General features: G+C 65.6%; 15 protein-coding genes. 10 read left to right on the forward strand and 5 right to left on the reverse strand.

What is annotated here, in order from left to right; translation table 11 throughout:
* The first annotated feature begins 42 nt into the window (after positions 1–42).
* The gene (locus EFAMC2_RS00605; RefSeq protein ID WP_154025977.1) at positions 43–453 is read left to right on the forward strand and encodes a hypothetical protein; all 411 of its coding nucleotides are present in this window, start codon (positions 43–45) and stop codon (positions 451–453) included.
* Between the two features lie 159 nt (positions 454–612).
* Here EFAMC2_RS00605 and serB read toward each other — a convergent pair whose 3' ends face one another.
* A complete protein-coding gene (gene serB, locus EFAMC2_RS00610; protein WP_154025979.1) occupies positions 613–1,284 on the reverse strand; it encodes a phosphoserine phosphatase SerB in 672 nt (223 codons plus the stop codon).
* Positions 1,285–1,363: 79 nt separating this feature from the next.
* Positions 1,364–3,451, reverse strand: coding sequence for a glutamine synthetase III (locus tag EFAMC2_RS00615; protein ID WP_154025981.1), 2,088 nt, complete (start codon positions 3,449–3,451; stop codon positions 1,364–1,366).
* 305 nt (positions 3,452–3,756) lie between these two features.
* On the opposite strand from EFAMC2_RS00615, the gene EFAMC2_RS00620 reads away from it, so the two are divergent.
* Positions 3,757–5,469: a polysaccharide deacetylase family protein gene (locus EFAMC2_RS00620; protein WP_222838490.1), complete on the forward strand. Its 1,713-nt coding sequence runs from the start codon at positions 3,757–3,759 to the stop codon at positions 5,467–5,469.
* Positions 5,470–5,551: 82 nt separating this feature from the next.
* On the opposite strand, the gene EFAMC2_RS00625 is transcribed toward EFAMC2_RS00620, so the two are convergent.
* On the reverse strand, positions 5,552–6,445 hold the full coding sequence (locus EFAMC2_RS00625) for a YaaA family protein (protein ID WP_154025983.1): 894 nt from the start codon (positions 6,443–6,445) through the stop codon (positions 5,552–5,554).
* Between the two features lie 254 nt (positions 6,446–6,699).
* On the opposite strand from EFAMC2_RS00625, the gene nth reads away from it, so the two are divergent.
* Together nth and polA are read left to right on the forward strand one after the other, a co-directional pair.
* Positions 6,700–7,362 (forward strand): endonuclease III, encoded by a 663-nt coding sequence (gene nth / locus EFAMC2_RS00630; RefSeq protein ID WP_154025985.1) that lies wholly within the window; start codon positions 6,700–6,702, stop codon positions 7,360–7,362.
* 233 nt (positions 7,363–7,595) lie between these two features.
* On the forward strand, positions 7,596–10,424 hold the full coding sequence (polA, locus tag EFAMC2_RS00635) for a DNA polymerase I (RefSeq protein WP_154025987.1): 2,829 nt from the start codon (positions 7,596–7,598) through the stop codon (positions 10,422–10,424).
* A gap of 178 nt (positions 10,425–10,602) precedes the next feature.
* On the opposite strand, the gene EFAMC2_RS00640 is transcribed toward polA, so the two are convergent.
* Positions 10,603–11,943: an Nramp family divalent metal transporter gene (locus tag EFAMC2_RS00640; RefSeq protein WP_261979954.1), complete on the reverse strand. Its 1,341-nt coding sequence runs from the start codon at positions 11,941–11,943 to the stop codon at positions 10,603–10,605.
* A gap of 561 nt (positions 11,944–12,504) precedes the next feature.
* Between EFAMC2_RS00640 and rnhA the strand changes: the two genes are divergently transcribed.
* Positions 12,505–12,987 (forward strand): ribonuclease HI, encoded by a 483-nt coding sequence (gene rnhA, locus EFAMC2_RS00645; protein WP_154025991.1) that lies wholly within the window; start codon positions 12,505–12,507, stop codon positions 12,985–12,987.
* Between the two features lie 97 nt (positions 12,988–13,084).
* Here rnhA and EFAMC2_RS00650 read toward each other — a convergent pair whose 3' ends face one another.
* Positions 13,085–13,825, reverse strand: coding sequence for an HAD family hydrolase (locus EFAMC2_RS00650; protein ID WP_154025994.1), 741 nt, complete (start codon positions 13,823–13,825; stop codon positions 13,085–13,087).
* Positions 13,826–14,258: 433 nt separating this feature from the next.
* Here EFAMC2_RS00650 and rpsA point away from each other — a divergent pair, with 433 nt between their 5' ends.
* From rpsA to uvrB, 5 genes are all read left to right on the forward strand, one after another.
* Positions 14,259–15,431 carry a 30S ribosomal protein S1 gene (gene rpsA / locus EFAMC2_RS00655; RefSeq protein WP_154025996.1) on the forward strand — a complete coding sequence of 391 codons (1,173 nt, stop codon included), beginning with the start codon at positions 14,259–14,261 and terminating at the stop codon, positions 15,429–15,431.
* A gap of 1,381 nt (positions 15,432–16,812) precedes the next feature.
* Complete coding sequence (locus EFAMC2_RS00660; RefSeq protein WP_154025998.1) at positions 16,813–18,087, forward strand: gamma-glutamyl-gamma-aminobutyrate hydrolase family protein; 1,275 nt, start codon at positions 16,813–16,815, stop codon at positions 18,085–18,087.
* Positions 18,088–18,199: 112 nt separating this feature from the next.
* Entirely contained in the window at positions 18,200–18,631 is a 432-nt protein-coding gene (locus tag EFAMC2_RS00665) for a zinc ribbon domain-containing protein (protein ID WP_154026000.1), read from the forward strand.
* Between the two features lie 6 nt (positions 18,632–18,637).
* Complete coding sequence (coaE, locus tag EFAMC2_RS00670) at positions 18,638–19,237, forward strand: dephospho-CoA kinase (protein WP_154026002.1); 600 nt, start codon at positions 18,638–18,640, stop codon at positions 19,235–19,237.
* Positions 19,238–19,382: 145 nt separating this feature from the next.
* Positions 19,383–21,674 (forward strand): excinuclease ABC subunit UvrB, encoded by a 2,292-nt coding sequence (gene uvrB, locus EFAMC2_RS00675; RefSeq protein WP_154026004.1) that lies wholly within the window; start codon positions 19,383–19,385, stop codon positions 21,672–21,674.
* Positions 21,675–21,768: the final 94 nt, after the last annotated feature.

Below are 21,768 nucleotides of genomic sequence, written 5' to 3' on the forward strand. Positions count from 1 at the left end.
GTAAACAACCTGTTGGCACTAAACAGCTAGCGGGGAGGAACTATGTCACGCGAGAGCGAGATTCGGGAGGCCATCGTGGCCGCCAACGAGGCGCTCGAGCACCTGCGGGCCGCAGCGGACGAGCTGAACAGCGCCGGCAGGTGGGGGATGGTCGACATGATGGGCGGCGGGTTCTTCACATCGGCCATCAAGCATGGCCGTCTGAGCAACGCCCAAGATGAGATTCAGGAGGCCAAGCGGGCACTCAAGCGCTTCTCCCGCGAGCTGCGCGACGTGGACGAGGATGCCGGTCTCAACGTGGAGGTGGGCGGCCTGCTTGGGTTCTTTGACGTCTTCATGGACAACCCGCTGTCAGACCTGCTCGTGCAGAGCCGCATCGGCGAGGTGCAGGAGCAGCTCGAGCGCGCCATCCGCCAGGTCACCGTGGCGCGCGACCGGCTTTGCCGCATGTAGACGCAGTGGGGGGGCGCATCAGCAACCTTGCGGGATGCCGCGGCGTCCGCCATGGTCACAATGAGGGGGGCCGTTGCGCCCCGACAACAGAAGGGCGCCCCGCCAGCTCTCGCAGGCTGGTGGGGCGCCCTTGCCATATCGGCTCCTACGTCTCGGCTCCTACGCCTCGGCCGCGTCGATGATGGGGTAGGCGAGCATCAGGTTGCGCTCGTCGATGTGGTGCGGCGCAGCTGCGCGCACCTTGGGCTTCGCGCAGAAGCCGATGCCCACACCCGCGGCGAGGATCATGGGGATGTCGTTGGCGCCGTCTCCGATGGCCACGGTGCGCTCCATGGGAATGCCCAGCTCCTTGGCCCAAGCCCGCAGCGACGCGAGCTTGCGGTCCTTGGTGACGATCTCGGCTGCCAGCCTGCCCGTGAGCTTGCCGTCCGCCACCTCAAGGCGGTTCGCGAGGCAGTAGTCGATGTCCGCCGCCTCAACGATGCGGTCCGCCACCTCGTGGAATCCGCCCGAGACGACGCCAACCTTCCAGCCGCGCTCGTGCGCCTCGGCCACGAGCTCTTGCGCGCCCGGCGTGAACGTGACGCGGGCGAAGGTGCGGTCGAACACGCTCTCGTCCAGTCCCGCGAGCAGGGCCACGCGCTCCTCGAGCGCGGCCTTGAAGTCCAGCTCGCCGCGCATGGCCCGCTCGGTGACCTCCGCCACGCGCTCGCCCACGCCGGCCTCCTCGCCCAAAAGGTCGATGACCTCCTGGTTGATGAGCGTGGAGTCGATGTCCATCACGATGAGGTGGCGGCCGCTCGCCTGCGCGCTCGCCTCGGTGTCTGCCATGCCCACGATGCCTCCCGATGAAAAAGGCGGCCCCGCCGAAGCGAGGCCGCCAGACCAACCAAAACCTCTGGGATCGAGCTTACACGTAGAAGAGGATCTTGTTGTAGCTCGGCACCGGCCAGTAGTCGTGGCCGCAGACCTTCTCCATCTCGTCCACAGCGGCACGCAGGGCGTCCATGGCGGGGATGACGGAGTCACGGTACTCGTTGTCCTGCGCGGTGCAGTCCTCGAGCTGCTGGGCGGCGGTGTTCTTCTCCTCCAGCGTGCTCACGAGCTCGGTGATGACATTGATGGCGTCGGTGATCTCCCGGACGAGCGCCTTCTCGGCCTTGGCCTCGATGCCCAGCTCGGCCTTCGTGGCCACGGTGGTGGCGATGTCGCCGGAGTAGTCGAACAGGGCCGGCAGGTACATGTGCTTGGTCATGTACACCATCGTGTTGGCCTCGATGTTCAGCAGCTTGGCGTACTGCTCGGCCTTGGAGACGTAGCGGGCGTGCATCTCGTCAGGCGAGCAGACCTTGTAGTGGTTGAACAGGTCGATGTTCTTCTGGTCGAGCATGCAGGGCAGCGCGTCCGGGGTGGTGCGGTTGTTGAGCAGGCCACGGCGGGCAGCCTCCTCCGGCCACTCCTCGGAATAGCCGTTGCCGTTGAAGATGATGCGCTGGTGGTCGGTCAGCGTCTTCTTGACCCAGGCGAGGGCCTCGACGATGAAGTCGCACTCGGGCACGTCCTCCATGGTGGTGGCAAAGGCGTCGAGCTTCTCGGCCACGGCGGTGTTTAGCACCATGTTCGGGTCGGAGAGGTTCTGCTGCGATCCGCACATACGGAACTCGAACTTGTTGCCGGTGAAGGCGAACGGGGAGGTGCGGTTGCGGTCCGTGTTGTCCTTGGTGAGGTCCGCGAGCTGCGGCACGCCCAGGTCCATCTTCTCGCGCGGGTGGCTCTGATAGGGCTTGTCGTTGATGAGGGCGTCAACGACAGCGGCCAGGTCGTCGCCCAGGAAGACGGAGATGATCGCAGGAGGCGCCTCGTTGGCACCCAGACGGTGATCGTTGCCGGCGCTGGAGACGGAGCACCTCATGAGGTCCTGGTGATCGTCGACCGCGGCGATGATGCTCGTGAGGAAGACGAGGAACTGCAGGTTGTCCTCGGGGGTGTCAGACGGGTCGAGCAGGTTCTTGCCGTCAGCGGAGATGGACCAGTTGTTGTGCTTGCCGGAGCCGTTGACGTAGTCGAACGGCTTCTCGTGCTCGAGGCAGGTCAGGCCGTGGTGGGAGGCGATGATCTTCATCTTCTCCATGGTGATCAGGTTGTGATCGATGGCGGCGGAGCTGGCCTCGAAGATCGGGGCGAGCTCGTGCTGGCACGGGGCAACCTCGTTGTGCTTGGTCTTGGCCGGCACGGCGAGCTTCCAGAGCTCGTCGTCGAGCTCCTTCATGAACTCGTTGACCGTGGGACGGATGGCGCCGAAGTAGTGCTCCTCGAGCTCCTGGCCCTTCACCGGCTCGCAGCCAAAGAGGGTGCGGCCGCACATGATGAGGTCCGGGCGGGCGGCGTAGTCGTCCTCCTTGATGAGGAAGTACTCCTGCTCGGGGCCCACCGTGGTGGTGACGCTGGTGACGTCCTTGCCAAAGAGGGCGAGGACGCGCTTGGCCTGGTTGTCGAGGGCAACGCAGGAGCGCAGCAGCGGGGTCTTCTTGTCCAGCGCCTCACCGGTGTAGGAGATGAAGGCGGTGGGGACGCAGAGGACCTCGTCCTTGATGAAGGCAGGCGAGGTGGGGTCCCAGGCGGTGTAGCCGCGGGCCTCGAAGGTGGCGCGCAGGCCGCCGGAGGGGAAGCTCGAGGCGTCCGGCTCGCCCTGGACGAGGGCCTTGCCGGAGAAGGTCTCGAGGGCGCGACCGTCTCCCGTGGGCTCCATGAAGGCATCGTGCTTCTCGGAGGTGATGCCCGTCAGCGGCTGGAACCAGTGGGTGTAGTGGGTGGCACCCTTTTCGAGCGCCCACTCCTTCATGGCGTGCGCAACCTCGTTGGCGATGTCGAGGTTGAGCGCCTTGCCCTCCTTGATGACGCGGGAGAGCTCTTTGTACGTCGGCTTGGGCAGGCGCTCGCGCATAACGGAGTCGCTGAACACCAGGCTGCCGTACTCCTCGGTGACCTTAGAAGCCATGTGGTCTCGCTTTCTCTTCTCGCGGTTGACCCTGAACGCCACGGTGGGTGGCACGCCGTCTGGCGCAGGGGCTTCCTGACGCCCAAACACTCTAGCGACGATTTATTTCAACGTAATTAAAGCTTCGATACCTGCGTGCGAATTGGACGGGGTGCGTGGCGTGAGGGCCGATCGCGGGCTTCCGCCCGAGCCTTGTGTCTCGCCTGTGGCATATGCGGCCAAATCTATGGGTGGGCCGGCGTAACTAGTAGGATAGGGAGGATTCATCGATGCCGGCACGGGCCGGCGGATAGGATAGGGGAGATATGTCTGCCAAGCACTTTGCGAAGCCGGGCAACCCTGCCAACCCTGCCAACCAGGGCGCGGCGCCCGGTGGGACGGTACAGCCAAGGCGTGGCGCAACCGCCTGGGGCGAGGGCTCTGCCTCGGGAGATGCGGCGGGAGGGCGCAACGCTGCGCCCGCGGCCCAACAGTCGGCCCAACAACCCGACCCGTACGGCTGGGGCCCCAGCCCGTACGACGCGCAGTCGAACCCGTATGCGAGCGCGGGCTCCCAGGACCCCTTCCCGGGCGCCGGCGCGCAGAACCCCTACACGGATGCCGGCGCGCAAAACCCCTACGCGAGCCCCTACACCCCGCCCGTTCAGGACGAAAACGTCTACGTGGACGGCCCCTCCTCGGGCGCGGTGAACGTGATGCACGAGCATGCCGGCCACGTGGACCCGCTGAGCCGCGAGAACTACCATCCCTCCAAGAAGCGGGGGCGTCGCTCCCGCGGCTCCGGCGACGATGCCGCCGCCGACGCGCCCGTGCAGCCGGAGAGCCCCTACGCCGCGCCCAAGCGCCGCAGCCACAAGCCGGTGGCAATCGCGGTGCTGGTGGTGCTTGGCCTGCTGGCGGGCGTGGGTCTCTACCTCTGGCAGAACCCGCCGTTCTACAGCGTCACCATCAATGGCGCTACCCAGACGGTGGATGCCGGCTCCACGCTCCAGACGGCCATCGACAAGGGCTACGCCTCGCCCCAGGCCGGCGACCTCATCGCCGTGGACGGCTCGGTGGCCACTCCCGGCGGCGGCGACCCGTTCGAGGCCACGGTGAACGGCGCCTCCACGACAGACCCCACCACGCCGCTTCCGCGCAACGGCACCGTCGAGTTCCAGGACGGCAACGACGTCAACGAGACCTACACCGAGGCCACCGAGACCATCCCGTATGACACCTCGGGCGGAACGGACGTCAACTCCACCACGGCCTACTGGGCCGGCTCCATCCACGTCTGCTCCGAGGGCGAGGACGGCGAGCGGGTCACGCGCACCGGCGACGTCTCCGGCAAGACGGTGACCAAGGTCACCAAGCAGCCGGTTGCCGCGGGCTACCACGTCTACTCCGCGAACACGAACGGCGACAAGGTGATCGCCCTCACGTTCGACGACGGCCCGTGGCCCACCACCACCTCCGAGATTCTCGACATCCTCAAGGAGAACGACGCCAAGGCCACGTTCTTCGAGATCGGCAACCAGGTGGCCGAGAACGCAGATGTGGTGAAGCGCATCCATGCCGAGGGCCATCAGATCGGGTCACACACCTGGGACCACGCGAGCGGCTCGGGTCGCGGCGTCGATCTTACGCGCATGACCGCAGACGAGCAGGTCCAGGAGGTCGAGAAGGGCTTCCAGGCCATCGAGGACACGCTGGGCACGCAGGTGAACCACGTGCTGCGCGCGCCGGGCGGCAACTACCACGGCGAGATCATCGGCACGCTCAAGGACAAGATCACGGCAGAGATTGGCTGGGACGTCGACACCGAGGACTGGCGCAAGCCTGGTGCGGCCGCCATCGAGCGGGCCATCCTTTCTGCGAAGCCCGGAAACGTTGTCCTCATGCACGACGGTGGCGGCGACCGCTCCGAGACGGTCGAGGCGCTCAAGGCGGCGCTGCCGCAGCTCAAGGCTCAGGGCTACAAGTTCGTCACCATCGATGAGCTCATGAGCACCTACGGCACGCCGAGCAGCGACTAGGCTTTCGCGCAAGAAAGGGCGCGTGCCATGGGGGTGTCCGCTTCGGGCGGGCACCCTTTTTTGTGCGTGCCGTGCCGCGCCTCTATGCGCGCATGAAGACGAGGCGGTCGGGCGAGGAGAGCTCCGCGTCGTAGCGGTAGCCAACGTCGAAGCGCACGAGGTCCGCCTGGTCGTCGAGGGCGCGCTCGGCCATCCAGCGCACCATCGAGCCACGGGCGGCCTTGCTCGCCGTGGAGCGCTGGACGGGCTTCCCACCTCTCAATGACTCGCCAGAGATACAGGTCACGCAGGCCGTGCCTCCCAGGTGGGGGAGGACGGCCTTGGCATACTCCACACTGGCGAGGTTCACGACGACGGTTTCTCGCGTGACGCTAGCGATGGTCTTTTGCGAGCCGATGCCCATGGTCGCACCGCGAGCCTCCCCATCCGGCTCGCCCGTAACGTGCCGCGCGATGACGTTGCCCCAGAACTCGTATAGGTTTCTCGGTGCCGGCCCCTCGCCCTTGGCGGTGGCGTTCGTCGCGAGCCTCGCGCCCATCTCGAGCCGGTACGGCATCACGGCGTCCAGCGGCCGCATACAGCCGTGCAGCCCGGAGAGGACCCAGAGGTGGTCCTGCAGCCATTCGAGGGACTCCGTGCCCAGAACCTCGGGCGCCATGCTGCGGAATTGGATGCCGTCATAGGTGAGCACCGCGGGCGTGAGACGTGCGGCCATCCGTGGCGCACGGGCCTCGTCGAGGGACGCGGGCACCACAAGCTCGCGCGTCATGTCGACGCACTCGGCCGTGAGCTTGTCGCTTGTGCCCCAGAGCACCTGGAGCTGGGAGGGGTCCATGGCCTTGAGCCGCGCGGCAAGGCGGCGGCTCGCCTCGGGGAAGGGCGGGATGCCCAGGGGCATCACGTCGTCTGCCGGCGTGTCGGCGCCGGAGGCGCGCATCTTCTTGGCGGGCGAGATGATGACCTGGATGTCTGCCATGGAGCCTCCCGTGAGCCGGGCCGCAGGGCTGCGGCGAGCCAAACTACGCTGCTATACTCTCGCACGGTTCAAGTGCCAGGGCGACGACAATCGCCGGGCCGGGCGCGCGAGGCCGCCGGCTCGCGAGAGTGTTGTGGGCGCGAGGGTCGGATTGGGGCTGCCGCATGCTCCAAACTGTCGGGCGCGCGAGCGGGGCGGGCGCGCAAACGGCGCCGGGCGCGAAAGCGGGCCGAGCGAGACGAAGGGAGCAGACCATGCCGAGGGAGACCAACGCCGCAAAGCGTGAGCGCGCCATCGAGGTGTGCGAGCGGCTCAACCGTCGCTACGGGCCGGTCGAGTGCTTCCTGGACTACGAGAGCCCCTATCGTCTCGTCATATCGGTGCTGCTCAGCGCCCAGACCACGGATGCCCAGGTCAACAAGGTGACGCCCGAGCTCTTTCGCCGGTGGCCCACGCCGGCAGACCTCGCGGCGGCCACGCCTGGGCAGGTGGCCGAGGTCATCCGCTCCATCGGCTTCTACAAGAGCAAGGCACGCCATGCCGTCGAGGCGGCACAGATGATCATGAGCGACTTTGGCGGCGAGGTGCCGCGCACGATGGCCGAGCTCACGCGGCTGCCGGGCGTGGGGCGCAAGACCGCCAACATCGTCCTCAACGTGAGCTTTGGCATCGTGGAGGGCATCGCGGTGGACACGCACGTGAACCGCCTTGCGCACCGCATGAGGCTCTCGCCCAAGACGCACGAGGCCGAGCCGCTCAAGACCGAGCAGGACCTGCTCAAGATTCTGCCGAGGGAGTATTGGCGCGACGTCAACCACCAGTGGATCAAGTTCTGCCGAGAGATATGCAGCGCCAAGGCACCCAAGTGCGCCGCGTGCCCGTTGGCAGACATCTGCCCGAGCTTCCCGGTGGCGTAGCGCGGGCGCTCTCTTCTGTGTGCGGCGTCTTTGCCGATGCCGAGCCAATGTCTTGCCCTGTCCTTGCACGATGAGGCTCGCGCTCGCGCTCGCGCCGGGCGGTGCAGTCGCCCGCACCTCTCTGGCCCCGCTTGCGCTCCTTCCGCCCCGCGTGCCCGCCGCCCGCGCCGTTTTCACGCATGTCCGCAATGCCGTCTACAATGGTTCGAGCAACCGAGACGAAAGGCGCTTTGATGGCGGATATCGAAACGAACGGCAGCGTGAACACTGTGTCGGCTGGGGAGGCGTCTGTGGCGCCCAGCCCTGCGAGCCCCGCACAGGCCGAGACGGCTCCCGCGGCGCCTGCTTCCGAGAGCCCCGCGCCGGCGGAGGGCGCCCAAAGCGAGCCGCGCCGCGTGATTGCGGTGGTGGACGGCAACTCGCTCATGCACCGCGCCTTCCACGCCATCCCGCCCACGATGACCGCGCCGGACGGCCGGCCCACCAACGCCATCTTCGGCTTCGTGTCCATGTTCGTGAAGCTCGTGGAGAAGTTTCACCCCAATGGCGTCATCTGCGCGTTCGACAAGGGCAAGCCCCAGGTCCGCATGGACATGCTGCCGCAGTACAAGGCCCAGCGCCCGCCGATGGACCCGGTGCTGCACGAGCAATTCCCCATGGTCAAGGAGCTGCTGCGCACCATGGACGTGCCGGTGGTCGAGCTTCAGGGCTGGGAGGGCGACGACATCCTCGGCACCCTGGCGCGCCGCGGCGAGGCCTCGGGCTACGACATGCTGCTCGTCACCGGTGACCGCGACATGTATCAGCTGGTCACCGAGCACGTGAACGTGGTGTCCACGCGCAAGGGCGTGTCTGACGTCAACATCATGACGCCGGAGAGCGTCGATGACCTCTACCATGGCATCACGCCCGAGCTCGTGCCAGACTTCTACGGCCTCAAGGGTGACACCTCGGACAACATCCCTGGCGTGCCGGGCATCGGCCCCAAGAAGGCGAGCGCCCTCATCGTCAAGTACGGCTCGCTGGACAACGTGATCACCCATGCGGACGAGATCAAGGGCAAGATGGGCGAGAACCTCCGTGCCCACATCGACGACGCGCTGCTCAGCCGCAAGGTGGCCATCATTCGCACGGACGCCCCAATCGAGATTGACCTCGCGGACGCCAAGTTTCCCACCTTCGACCCGGCCGTCGTGCGCGACGCCTTCGGCGCGCTCGGCTTCACGGGTATGACGTCCAAGGTGCTCGCGCTTGCGAGCGCAGGCTCCGCCACCGAGGTCGCGCCGGCAGCCGCCCCGGCCATCGAGGTGGGAGAGCTGCTCGAGGGCGATGCCCTCGCGGCCGCGCTCGACGCCGCGGCCGAGGCGGGGGAGTGGGTTGGCCTCGCGCTTGCGGATGCCAAGCTCCAGGGCACGCTCTTCGAGCCGGAGCTCGAGATCTGGGCCTCCTGTGCGGCCGGCGTGGGCAAGGTCTCCGGCGATGCGGCGAGTGCCCTTATCGTGCGCGCGCTCGAGGGGTGGAACGTCGCCTCGGCAGACGTGAAGGCGCTCATCCACGCGGTCTACCCGGTGGATTCCTCGCTCGCCGTCGCACCTGCGGGCGACGGCCGCCCCTTCGACCCGGCAGACCTCGACGCCTCCCGCACCTTCGACATCGCCGTGGCCGCCTACCTGCTGGACTCCTCCAAGGGTGCCTACGCCGTCGCAGACGTGGCCGAGCGCTATCTCGAGGGCGAGCTGCCCGAGCCCACGGACGCCGTGCCCGCGAGCGCGCTTGCCGCGCTGTCCGCGCGCCTGCTTCGCCCGGTGCTGGCGGAGGCGCTCGACCGTGATGGCTCGGCCTGCTGCATGCACCAGATCGAGATGCCGCTCGTGGGCGTGCTCGCCCGCATGGAGCGCCAGGGCATGCACGTTGACCCGCAGGTCCTCGCCCAGCAGTCCGCCGAGCTGGGGGCAGACATCGACACCTCCAAGCGCAGGGTCTTCGAGGCTGCGGGCCGCGAGTTCAACATCGACAGCCCCATGCAGCTCTCCGGCGTGCTCTTTGACGACCTGGGCCTGCCCACCGCCGGTCTCAAGAAGACGCAGCGCGGCTACTACTCCACCAACGCCAAGGTGCTCGAGGATTTCGCCCAGGCGAGCGACGTGGTGGCCGAGGTGCTTGCCTATCGTGAGAAGGCCAAGATCAAGAGCACCTACCTGGATGCCCTGCCGGCGCTCATCGCCGGTGACGGCCGCATCCACACGAGCCTCAACCAGACCGTGGCCGCCACGGGCCGTCTCTCCAGCTCCAACCCCAACCTGCAGAACATCCCGGTGCGCAGCGGCCTCGGCCGTCGCGTGCGCCAGGCCTTCACGGTGGCCCCGGGCAGCGTCTTCCTTGCCTGCGACTACTCGCAGATCGAGCTGCGCCTGCTTGCGCATCTCTCAGGCGACAAGCATCTCATCGCGGCCTTCTGCGAGGGCGAGGATTTCCACGCCGAGACGGCCGCTCGCGTGTTTGGCGTGCCCGTCTCCGAGGTGACGCCCGAGCTCCGCAGCCGAGCCAAGGCCGTGAACTTTGGCATCGTCTATGGCCAGCAGGCCTACGGCCTTTCCACGTCGCTCCACATTCCGCGCCGCGAGGCCCAGGAGATGATTGACCGCTACTTCGAGGCCTACCCCGGCGTGCGTGCCTACCTTGACCGCACGGTGGCCGAGGCCAAGAGTAACGTGTGGGTTGAGACGATGTTTGGCCGCAAGCGCCACGTGCCCGACATTCTGGCGAGGAATGCCAATCTGCGCAGCTTTGGCGAGCGCACGGCCATGAACCACCCCATGCAGGGCTCCGCGGCCGACATCATCAAGCTTGCGATGGTTGCCGTGGACAGGCGCATGCGCAACGAGGGCCTGGCGAGCCGCCTCATCCTCCAGATTCACGACGAACTGGACTTCGAGGTTCCCGAGTCCGAGCTTGAGGAGATGAGCCGCGTGGTCAAGGAGACGATGGAGGGCGTCGTGGAGCTCTCCGTGCCGCTCGTGGCCGAGGTTAGCTACGGCAAGGACTGGGCCAGCGCCAAGTAGGGACTGATCCGTGTCCGGGAGGCCTGGGTGGTGTCAAGGAATCCGGGCAGCAGCCGGAAGACCGAGTGGCGGCATCTAGAAAACTGGGCGGCGGCGCGCCGGCGGCTTTGGGCCGCCGCGCCGCTCGATGAGTCGGGCTCGGCCAAGCCTGCCATCCAGTTTGGCTCATCGGCTGCCGCTAGACGCCCATCAGCAGGATGACGTTCAGCACCGTCACGATGACGCCGATGACCACAAGCAGCGCCTTGAGGCCCGTGCCGTTGGCGTACTTGCCCATTACCTTGGGCGAGCTCGTGAGCCAGATCTGCGTGAAGATCGTGATGGGCAGCTGGAGCGAAAGCAGCGCCTGGCTCCAGACGAGCCCCTGGAACGGGTCGCTCACGAAGAAGATGACCACCACGGCAGCCACGAAGGTGCCGATGACGCCGAGCGAGCTGTGACGGTCGTGGATGTCGTACGGCTCGTTGACGATGCCCGAGGTGATGGTGCCTGCGGCCATGCCAGCCGTCACCGAGCTCGAAAGGCCCGCAAAGAGCAGTGCCAGGGCAAAGATGAGGCGCGCCGCCGGGCCGAGCATCGGCTCGAGCGTGGCCGCCGCCAGCGAGAGGTCGTCGATGGCGATGCCCCGCGAGAAGAAGGTGCTCGCGGCAAGGATGACCATCGCGCTGTTGATGGCCCAGCCCACGATCATCGAGAACAGGGTGTCCACGAACTCGTGGTCCAGGCGCTCGCGGATGACCTCGTCGCCCTTGCCCTCGAAGTGCTGGCTCTGGATGACCTCGGAGTGCAGGAAGAGGTTGTGCGGCATGACCACGGCGCCCAGCACGCTCACGATGATGGCGCTCGAACCTGCGGGAATGCTTGGGACCACCCAGTCCACGGCCGCAGCCGGCCAGTCGACCCTCACCATCGCGATCTCCGCGAGGAAGGCGATGCCGATGAGCGAGACGAAGCCGATGATGATGCGCTCGATCTTGCCGTAGGAGTTGGTGAGCAGCAGCGCCAGCGCGCAGGCAGCGGTGATGATGCTGCCAAGCTTCTCCGGGATGCCAAAGAGCATGTTGAGCGCGATGGCGCCTCCCAGGACCTCTGCCATCATTGTGGCGATGGTCGCGAGCAGGGCGGAGCCGAGGACGAGCCTTCCCACCCAGGGCTTCAGGTGGTGCGAGCAGCTTTCGGCGAGGCATTCGCCCGTGACGATGCCCAGGTGCGCCACGTTGTGCTGAAGCACGATGAGCATGATGGTGGAGAGTGTCACCACCCACAGCAGCCCGTAGCCAAAGGTGGATCCGGCCGCCATGTTGGACGCCCAGTTGCCGGGGTCGATGAACCCAACCGTCACGAGCAGCCCGGGCCCGATCCACTTGAGGATGTCGAGGCCGCCGTGGTGGCCGGAGTGCTGGTCACCGAAGATCTTGAGCCTCGCCCAGGCGGGCTTGGCACTCGTCGTGGGGCGGTCAGGAGCCTCTTGCGCACGCACGGGCGCTGCCTGTGCGTGCTCGGTTTCTGCGTGTGGCACCTGCGCAGTCCGCGCCTGGTCGAATTCCGCGTGCGTTGCCTGCTCCGATAAAGGCTGTGCGGCCCCTGAGCGCCTCACCTGCCCAGCTTGCTCCGGTAGTGCCTGCGCCTCAGCCGTCAGTTTCAGCGAGGGCCCTGTCTGTATCGCTTGTTCCTGCTCCATGTGATTCCCCCTGAACATGCGTTCTCGGCCCCATGGTAGTTCGCTGGCGAGGGGCGTTGCCACGGTGCGCGAGAGGCTACAGTCTTCTAACAACAAGAGCGGACGGGGGCCACCGGGCAATCGACCACAATTGGCGGCGGCGTTGCCGCGGCGCCCGCTCGCGATTCTTTCGGGTCAATTCCGAAACGGGCGACCCTAAGAGGTGGATGCCGCTTCTCCTGAAGTGAGTCCAAGCCCCTCGCTCTACCCTAGAAGTTAGCTGTAGATAACTTTAACAACAACCACGTTATACCAGACCGGACTGCGCCAGTCGTGCGTCGCGCACAGCATTCCGCTTGCCGCTTGGGGTAGACTTGACCGCTCGCCATGCGTCAATGAGCCGGCTCGGAAGGGAAGCGGATGAAGGTCATCATCTATACGGACGGGTCGAGCCGGGGCAATCCGGGCCCGGGCGGCTACGGGGCCGTGCTTCGCTACACGGACTCCGCCGGCGTGACGCACGAGCGCGAGCTTTCCTGCGGATATGCGCGCACCACCAACAATCGCATGGAGATCATGGGCGTCATTGCGGCGCTCGAGGTGCTCAAGCGCCCGTGCGAGGTGGAGGTTCACAGCGACTCGCAGTATGTGGTCAACGCCTTCAACAAACGCTGGGTGCAGGGCTGGCAGCGTCGCGGCTGGGTCAATGCCAAGAAGGAGCCGGTCAAGAACCCGGATCTCTGGAAGCGCCTCATCAAGGCGATGAAGCCTCACGATGTCACCTATATCTGGGTGCGCGGCCACAACGGCGCCGCCCTCAACGAGCGCTGCGATCACCTGGCCGTTGCCGCAGCGACCAGCCCGCGCAACACGCTCCTGGACGACGAGGGCTTTACGGAGTAGGGATTCTTGGGCGCGGTAGGCTCCTTCGGCGCCATTGGGCACCCTTAGGGACGCACCTGTTTCCTTGGGGGTGGGCAAGATGGGGCCGGGGTGCGCCTTAGCGTGCGTCCTCCACGTTGCAGCGGTCCACGATGGCCGGCAGCGCCGCGGCAAGCTCGCTCATCCGCCCGCTCCAAATGGCGCGCTTGGGTCGCGCGTGGCCTACATATATGGTGCTGATGCCAATGTCCGGTCGCGGAAAGTCGCGCTTGGCGTCGTTGCCCACCATGAGGCACTCCTGCGGATGAAGTCCCAGCGCGCTCACGAACTCCTCGTAGTAGCGCGAGGCCGGCTTGAGTCTCGTGGAGTTGCACAGGTGGCTCACGCGCTCAAAGGGCGCGTCGTCGATGCGGGCCCAGCGCATGCGCGTACGGATGCAGGGGCCAGAGAAGCTCGGGTTGGTGGCGAGGGCGCAGCGAAGTCCCAGACGCTCGACCTGCTCGAGGGCCTCGAGGCCGCCCGGCATGGGATGCGCCGCCACGATGCCGTCGCCACGCTTGGGCAGCACCTCGCTCTCGTAGAAGCGAATGGCCGAGCGTATGGCGGGCTCGTCCAGCGGCACGCCGCACCGACGTTCGAACTCACGGCAGAGCAGCTCGAAGTTCGTGAGGCCGTCGGCCCTGGCCTTGCTCTCGAGGGCGAGGTAGGACTGCGCGAAGGAGAGGCCAAAGGAAAGCTCGCTCTTGCCCGAGATCTGGGACAAGATCTTGGACACCTCGGCCACGTAGGTGGTCATGAACGCGGTGAGGTTGATGTCGAGCAGCGTGTCGTCCATGTCGAACAGGACGGCCTTGATCATGGGTGCCTCCTTGCCGTTGACCCAGCTATTCTAACCCGCTCGTCGAGAGGCCGTTGCCGGACGCACCGAGGTGCATGCGCTTCCCGCGCTTGGCTCCCGCTTGCCGGCGGCGCCGCGCAGACGGCGTAGGTCCTGCTCTAAGACGTTGGGGCGAGCTCGCGTCCCACCGGCATAGGCCTCGCGGCAAGTCCTCATGTTCCAGCTGTGTGGCAACACCGAAAAATCCACATGAATGGCCTAGTTTTCCTTGAAAAGTGCCCGGGGGAACAGGTACCCTATCAAGACGTGCGAGTCCGGACGCTCGCGCGCCATATCTGTCGGCCCCCGAGCGATGTAAATCCAAGTCGGTGGCCTCGGGCGAGCAAGAGGCCCGGGCGGCACTGCAGGCGATGCGCATGAGCATCGGGGCCCCGTTTTCGAAAGGGGTCCACCTTTGAGTGAGATTCAGAACACGTCCGTTTTCTCGCTAGACGACACGTCTGACGAGGAGATGAACAACCTCATCGACGGTACCATCACCGACTTTGATGAGGGCGATCTGGTGACGGGCACCGTCGTCAAGATCGAGCGCGACGAGGTCCTGCTTGACATCGGATTCAAGTCCGAGGGCGTTATTCCTGTGCGTGAGCTGTCCATCCGCAAGGACGCCAACCCCGCCGACATTGTGAGCCTCGGCGACACCATCGAGGCCCTCGTTCTCCAGAAGGAGGACAAGGACGGTCGTCTGGTCCTCTCCAAGAAGCGTGCCGAGTACGAGCGTGCCTGGAACCGCATTGAGGAGAAGTTCCAGAACGGCGAGAACGTCGAGGGCGAGGTCATCGAGGTCGTCAAGGGCGGTCTTATCCTTGACATCGGCCTGCGCGGCTTCCTGCCGGCCTCCCTCGTCGACCTTCGTCGCGTCAAGGACCTCAACGCCTACCTCGGCACCCGCATCGAGGCCCGCGTCATCGAGATGGACCGCAACCGCAACAACGTCGTCCTCTCCCGTCGCGTCGTCCTCGAGGAGGCTCGCAAGGCCGAGCGCTCCGAGATTCTCTCGAAGCTCCAGCCGGGCATGCGCCTCAAGGGCACGGTCTCCTCGATTGTCGACTTCGGCGCCTTCGTCGACCTCGGCGGTATCGACGGCCTGATTCACATCTCCGAGCTCTCTTGGAACCACGTCAACCACCCCTCCGAGGTCGTCAAGGTCGGCCAGGAGGTCGAGGTTCAGGTGCTCGACGTCGATCTCAACCGCGAGCGCATCTCCCTCGGTCTCAAGCAGACCACCGAGGATCCTTGGCGCACGCTCGTCAAGAAGTACCCGGTCGACGCCATCGTCGAGGGCACCGTCACGAAGCTCGTGCCGTTCGGCGCCTTCGTTGACCTCGGTGACGGCATTGAGGGCCTCGTCCACATCTCCGAGATGGCCAAGCAGCACGTCGACGCTCCGGCGCAGGTCTGCAAGGTTGGCGACAAGGTCCAGGTGAAGGTCATGGAGATCGACCTCGATCGTCGTCGTATCTCCCTCTCCATGAAGGCCGCCGCCGAGACCCTCGGCTTCGAGGTTGCCGTGGAGCCGATGGACAAGCCCGAGGACGCCGCCGACGGGGCCCAGTCCGAGGAGTAAGTCCTTCGGAACGGAGAGATGTTTGGCCCGGTGTAGCTGAGAGGCTGCAATTCCGGGAGGCATCTCTTCTAGTTGAGAAGTGCAGTCAATTTCACTGACCCGCTCTCAACGTATATTGATTTGTAAGCGAGGTTGCCTTTGGGCGGCCTCGCTTTTTATGCGTCCTTACGTTTGGAGACAATCACAGGTGAGCCGAAGCTTAGGGAACGTCGTATTGGAATATGGTTCTTTAAGCTTCGATTTGCGCTCGTGCACGACAGCCATGACGCTCGTCGTGACAGCCATGACGCTCGTGCACGACAGCTATGAGGCTCGCCGTGACAGCCATGATTGGCTATTTACTACGGTTATGGTCACTATTTCGACGTCTTCGGCGTGCCTCGACTCCGGCATGCCTGGGTGTTTGACGTATTTCTTTTGGTGAGTTGGGGCCGTCCGCTGTCCCATCTAACGTCTCATTAAAGATTGCAAGCGCCTGAGGTCCGTACCGAGGGTGTTTTGTCCACGAATTCCGCCGGTTGCGATACTGCGGCAAGGAGGTTTGGCGAGTTCGCTTCTGCTCACTGCCTGGATTCTCGCTTAATGACGCAATTTAATACATAACGCGATAGACTCGAATACTCATCAATACCAATCGATTTCAAGTTGCCGACAATAAGCGTCTGTTACACCATTCTTTGGTTAATCGACTAATCCTCGTCAGCTGAAACCGATAAAGAAATTGATTGATTCGCACAATCGCTCATATTTATGGACAAACAGCTGGTTTTCGTGCCGCAGCTCCGCAATCGGCCGTATTTCTGGACACGCAAGGACGTGCAATTCGGAGCACGCGGGCGTGCTTGGCGAACATCTGGGGAGCGAATGGGGAGCGTTTTGCGAGTGTGCAGAGCGTGGGGGGCGTGCGAGGGACAGCGCAAGTTTGATGCGGGCTAGACTACAACGGGGTGATTGGCGTACAACCCTATTACAAACCGGGTTAGTAGGATATTCTTGGGAGCCATGAATATGCCTGGCATTTCCAGTGCGGCTTGTGGCGGCCTTTGGCCCTTTGTGCATAGAGTCGGGTGCGGCTGGCGTCGGCCTCTAGCTTTATGTACCTTGAGTCGGAGACTGTGTACGGTTGCCTTTGGCCGTATGTGCTTGAGGTTGGGAGCTTCTTTTGGCAGTCTCTAGCCTTGCGTACTTGAAGCCGTGCGCTTCTTGTGGTGTCAAGCGCGGCGAATTTGGGGTGGGCGCTTCTTGTGGTGGCGTCTAGCCCAGCGCGCTTGGGCCTAGACGCTTCAGCTTGGCAATTTTGCGCTCGAATCCCAGGCCCGGTGCTTCTGAGACTGGGATGAAGTCGTGTATGGTCGGGGCATCGAAGGGGAGGAGCGTGGACATGAACGACGACAAGACAAGGGTGGATGGATTCATGGGTGCCTCTTCGAGTCGGCCTGAGCAGCCGTCGGCCGCTGGAGCCAGCGAAACGGGCGCCGGGCCCCACGCTACGCTCCCCGAGGCTCCCGCACCAATCATCGGAACCCCCAGCCCCAACGCCGGCCCCAGCTTTCGCACCGAGCCCAGTTCCTGCATCGGGGGCCTCTCGAGCGATGCTACGTCTAGCTCGACCAGCACCCCCAGCTCCCGCCCTGCTCCCAACCCCTACGCCGGCGGCCTTGCCGGCGTTGCGGCAGCCATGCCGGCGAATGCCAACGAGAGCCTGGAGCGCGCGTTCGGCGTCGGATTCAGCGCGGAAGACTCGCAGGTAGACCTCATCAGCCTCTCCGTGGGCTCAATGGAGTCTGGTGTCCAGCAGATTCCGGACTCGCCCGACAAGAACTGGGCCGCGGAGGCGGATACCCTCGAACGTGCCCACGTGGCCGAGGAGCTCGGCGCCAAGGCGGCCGCCGAGCGCGGCGGCAGGCGCCCCCTCATCTGCGTGACCCCGTGCTGGCAGCCCGGCGCCGGCGAGCGCACGAGCTCAAACGAGTACGCCACGGACATGTTCCTTGAGGCTATCGTGGCTGCGGGTGGCGTACCCGTCATCATGCCCATCACGAGCGACCCCGCCCTTATCAGCCATTACGTCCAGCTCTGCGACGGCTTTGCCCTGCCGGGCGGTGCCGGCCCAGACCCGTCGCTCTGGGGCGAGGACCCCTCGGGCGACAAGACCCTCTCAGACCCGCGCGACGCCCTGGAGATCCCCCTCATCCGTGCCATCATCGAGGCGGACAAGCCGCTGCTGGCCATCTGCCGCGGCGAGCAGCTCCTCAACTTCGTGCTGGGTGGCACCGTCTCGCGCGACCTCATGCACATGCCTTGTCCGCTCATGGGCCACTGGAAGCACTGGGGCGCCCACTGGGAGCCGGTGCACGAGGTGATCGTGGAGCCGGGCACGCTGCTCTCCCGGTGCGTTGGCGGCCGCGAGCGGCTCAAGGTGAACTCCAACCATCGGCAGTGCGCGATGTCGGTGGGTGAGGGCGTCGTCGATTCCGGCCACGCCACCGATGCGGTGATCGAGGCCGTGGAACTCACCCGGGCCCGATTCTGCCTGGGCGTCCAGTGGCATCCCGAGTACACCTGGACCACCCAGGAGGCTGATGCGGCCATCTGGCGCTCGTTCGTCTCGGCTGCCGCGGGCCTCTGGAGTTGGAGCAGCGGCACCGCGGCATAGCGTCACGCGAGCGTGGCGTGTGCTCATGCCGCAACTTGCTTGCCACCCGCGCCATACGGGTAGAATAATCTTTCGTACAAACACAACGTCGCAAGACGCGAGAGGGGTCAGCATGGCGAAGGGCGATTTCGAGAAGAAGGCGGCCGAGTGGTCGCGCAAGGCTGCGGAGTGGGCTCAGGGGCGCAACGGGGCAGACAACCTCTCCAACGCGTGCGCCAACGTCGCTATCCTCATTGTCGTCATCGACCTGTTTGCCCGTACGTGGTGGCTGTCGCTGCTCGCCCTTATCCTGCTGGGCTACTCGTGGTTCCGTATCTCGCCCAAGACCATCGCCGCCCGCCGCAAGGAGAACGCCGCGTTCACCAAGCAGTGCGCCCCTGCCGTGCCGTGGCTTGTGAACCCCATCGCCGCCGCCAAGGAGGGCAAGGACTACAAGCACCTCTCCTGCCCGTCGTGCGGCCAGCGCGTTCGCATCCCGCGCGGCAAGGGTAAGGTGCGCGTGACCTGCCCCAAGTGCCACGAGAAGTTCGATGCCAGGGCGTAGGCGGGCATGAGGACGGTCTTTCTGGCGGGAGGCATCGCGTCCGGCAAGTCCACGGTGGCGCGCATGCTGCGCAGCCGCGGGGCCTGGCTCTGCGACCTAGACCAGGTGGCGCGCGAGGTGGTGGCTCCGGGCAGCGAGGCCCTCGAGCTCATCTGCCGCGAGTTTGGCGATGACCTCGTGGATCCCGAGACCGGGGAGCTCCGCCGCGCCGAGCTGGCGGCCCGCGCCTTCGACACGCCGGAGGACACGGCCAAGCTCGAGGCGAAAGAGATGCCGGCCATCAAGGCCCGCCTCACGCAGATTCTCACGAACACGTGCTGCGCGGCCACCGCTCCTATGGTGGCGGTGGTGGAGATTCCACTGCTTGACCGCGTGGAGGACCTGCTGCCGCTGGCCGACGAGGTGCTCGTGGTGGTGGCGCCGATGGTGCTGCGCCGCGAGCGCGCCATCGCGCGTGGCATGACGGCGGCAGACTTCGACCTGCGCGTCTCGCGCCAGGTGTCCGACGACTACCTGCGTGAGCATGCCACGCACGTCATCAACAACGACGGCAATGCGCAGGCGCTCGAGGCCAAGGTCGACGCCTGGTGGAGCAGTGAGCGCTAGGGCCCCGACGGGTGATGGCGGCCCTCGGCCCTGCCCGCAGGGTGCGGCCGAGCAGCGTTCGGTGAGCAAGGGAGAGGGCGGATGCAATGCTTGCCTCGTAGGTGGGGGAGCGTTCGCAGCCGCCTTCTTTTGTGATTGGAGACCCATGGCAGATTCTTCTCAGGTCGGCGCCCCACAGTCCAATACCCCACAGGTCGTGGGTCACTTTGGCGCCGAGCTCACGCGCTTTGGCGTGGAGGCGGGCGGCACGCCGCTCACGGTGGTCTCGTCCTTCCAGCCCGCCGGCGACCAGCCCCAGGCCATCGAGAAGCTCGCCGAGGGCGTGGAGGAGGGACTGCGCTACCAGACCCTCATGGGCGTCACCGGCTCGGGCAAGACCTTCACCATGGCCAAGACCATCGAGGCCGTGAACAAGCCCACGCTCATCATGGAGCCCAACAAGACGCTCGCCGCCCAGGTGGCGAGCGAGATGCGCGAGCTGTTCCCCAACAACGCGGTGGTCTACTTCGTCTCCTACTACGACTACTACCAGCCCGAGGCCTACGTTCCGCAGTCCGACACCTACATCGAGAAGGACGCCTCCATCAACGAGGAGGTCGAGAAGCTCCGCCATCAAGCCACGGCGAGCCTGCTCTCGCGGCGCGACGTCATCGTGGTTGCGTCCGTGAGTTGCATCTACGGCATCGGCTCGCCGGAGGACTACGCAGGCCTGGCCCCCAACGTATCCAAGGAGGAGCCCCTCGAGCGTGACGACCTTATCCACGCCCTCATCAACATTCAGTACGACCGCAACGACGTGGACCTGGCCCGGGGCTGCTTCCGCGTGCGAGGCGAGCGCGTGGACGTGTTCCCGCCCTATGCCGAGCATCCGCTGCGCATCGAGTTCTTTGGCGACGAGGTTGAGCTCATCGCCGAGATAGATGAGGTGACGGGTGAGATTCTGCGCGAGTTCGACGCCATCCCCATTTGGCCGGCGAGCCACTACGTCACCGAGCGTCCTAAGATCAACCATGCACTCGAGACCATCAACGACGAGCTCACCGAGCGCCTGAAGCAGCTCAAGGCCTCCGACAAGCTGCTCGAGGCCCAGCGACTGCAGCAGCGCACGGCCTATGACCTCGAGATGCTCGAGAACATGGGCTACTGCAACGGCATCGAGAACTCCTCGCGCCACCTGGACGGCCGCAAGCCCGGCGAGCCGCCGTTCACGCTCATCGACTACTTCCCCAAGGACATGCTCTGCATCATCGACGAGTCCCACGTGACGGTGCCGCAGATCCGCGGTATGCACGAGGGCGACCGCTCGCGAAAGATCACCCTCGTCGAGCATGGCTTTCGTCTGCCGAGCGCGCTCGACAACCGCCCCTTGCGCTTCGACGAGTTCGAGGCACGCGTGCCGCAGTTCATCTACGTGAGCGCCACCCCTGGTGACTACGAGGAGCATGTGAGCCAGCGCCAGGTTGAGCAGATCATCCGTCCCACGGGCCTTCTTGACCCCAAGATCGACGTGCGCCCGGTGCGCGGCCAGATCGACGACCTCACCGAGGAGATCCGCACCCGCGTGATGCGCCGGGAGCGCGTGCTGGTGACCACCCTCACCAAGCGCATGGCCGAGGACCTCACGGACCATCTGCTGGACGAGGGCTTCAAGGTCAACTACATGCACTCCGACACGGCCACGCTCGACCGCGTGGACATAATCCGAGACCTGCGCACCGGCAAGATCGACGTGCTCGTGGGCATCAACCTCCTGCGCGAGGGCCTGGACATCCCCGAGGTTTCGCTCGTGGCCATCCTCGACGCGGACAAGGAGGGGTTTCTCCGCAACCGCCGCTCGCTCATCCAGACGATGGGCCGCGCGGCGCGCAACGCCAACGGCGAGGTGGTGATGTACGCCGACCGTGTGACCGACTCGATGCGCATCGCCATCGACGAGACGCGCCGGCGCCGCGCGCTGCAGGAGGCGTACAACGAAGAGCGTGGCATCGTGCCCAAGACGGTGAGCAAGTCCATCGCCGACATCTCCGGCTTTATCGAGCAGGCCGACAAGACCGTGGGCAACAAGACGCGTGACCGTCATGGTACGGGCAGCCACGGTGCCTTCGAGAGCCTGGCGGAGGAGGGCGCCGCCGCGGGCGGCGCGTCTGCCGGCGACGCGCATGACCCCGAGACCGCGCGTGCCGTGGCCGACGAGCTTGCGAAGAGGCTGCCGCGCGAGGAGCTGACGCGCCTCATGGAGACGCTCGAGAGCGACATGGCGGCGGCGAGCGAGGCCATGGACTTCGAGCGCGCGGCCCAGCTGCGCGACCAGCTCGTGGAGCTGCGCACGCGCGTGGAGGGTACTACCGAGGACGAGGTCATGGCCCGCCTCAAGGCTGGTGCCCGCAAGGGCAGCGCCCACGCCACCCGCCGCAAGTACCGCCCCCGAAAAAAGTAACCGCTTCCCACCTGCCATTGGGGATGGACTCTTTTTCAAGTTTCCTGAAAGTGAGAGATGGGTGAAAACCGCTTTTGTGGTGTGGTGTGGCGTG

The organism is Olsenella uli, assembly GCF_901212655.1.
Classification (GTDB): Bacteria; Actinomycetota; Coriobacteriia; order Coriobacteriales; family Atopobiaceae; genus Parolsenella; species Parolsenella uli_A.

Coding starts and splice junctions, on each gene's coding strand:
- EFAMC2_RS00660 (WP_154025998.1), top strand. CDS start 16,813: ATGAACGACGACAAGACAAGGGTGGATGGATTCATGGGTGCCTCTTCG.
- EFAMC2_RS00620 (WP_222838490.1), top strand. CDS start 3,757: ATGTCTGCCAAGCACTTTGCGAAGCCGGGCAACCCTGCCAACCCTGCC.
- coaE (WP_154026002.1), top strand. CDS start 18,638: ATGAGGACGGTCTTTCTGGCGGGAGGCATCGCGTCCGGCAAGTCCACG.
- serB (WP_154025979.1), bottom strand. CDS start 1,284: ATGGCAGACACCGAGGCGAGCGCGCAGGCGAGCGGCCGCCACCTCATC.
- rnhA (WP_154025991.1), top strand. CDS start 12,505: ATGAAGGTCATCATCTATACGGACGGGTCGAGCCGGGGCAATCCGGGC.
- EFAMC2_RS00615 (WP_154025981.1), bottom strand. CDS start 3,451: ATGGCTTCTAAGGTCACCGAGGAGTACGGCAGCCTGGTGTTCAGCGAC.
- uvrB (WP_154026004.1), top strand. CDS start 19,383: ATGGCAGATTCTTCTCAGGTCGGCGCCCCACAGTCCAATACCCCACAG.
- EFAMC2_RS00605 (WP_154025977.1), top strand. CDS start 43: ATGTCACGCGAGAGCGAGATTCGGGAGGCCATCGTGGCCGCCAACGAG.
- EFAMC2_RS00650 (WP_154025994.1), bottom strand. CDS start 13,825: ATGATCAAGGCCGTCCTGTTCGACATGGACGACACGCTGCTCGACATC.
- polA (WP_154025987.1), top strand. CDS start 7,596: ATGGCGGATATCGAAACGAACGGCAGCGTGAACACTGTGTCGGCTGGG.
- nth (WP_154025985.1), top strand. CDS start 6,700: ATGCCGAGGGAGACCAACGCCGCAAAGCGTGAGCGCGCCATCGAGGTG.
- EFAMC2_RS00665 (WP_154026000.1), top strand. CDS start 18,200: ATGGCGAAGGGCGATTTCGAGAAGAAGGCGGCCGAGTGGTCGCGCAAG.
- EFAMC2_RS00625 (WP_154025983.1), bottom strand. CDS start 6,445: ATGGCAGACATCCAGGTCATCATCTCGCCCGCCAAGAAGATGCGCGCC.